Annotated in this window: 1 pseudogene; it reads left to right on the top strand. The window is 64.3% G+C overall.

From position 1 onward, the window contains the following. A pseudogene (locus tag AF337_RS32865) lies at nt 1-238 on the top strand (hypothetical protein); the annotation flags it as partial.

A 238-nucleotide genomic window follows, 5' to 3' on the forward strand; every position in this document is an offset into this window, starting at 1 on the left:
CCGCACTTCCGTGCGGACGAGCTGCTGGCCGACAAAGGCCTGCTCAAGACCAAGCTGAAGGAAATCGAAGCCCGCGGCCTGGAAATCGCCGCGTTGAACTGCTCGGCAAACCCGCTCGATCCGGGTGACATGGGCAAGCGCCACCGCAAGGAAATGAAAGACACCATCCGGCTCGCCGGCGAAATCGGCGTGAACGACACGGCTCTCGCCGAGCTCCCCTACGACGTCGGCCGTCGCA

Origin of the sequence: Rhizobium ecuadorense (assembly GCF_001187535.1) — a bacterium.
Lineage (GTDB): Bacteria > Pseudomonadota > Alphaproteobacteria > Rhizobiales > Rhizobiaceae > Rhizobium > Rhizobium ecuadorense.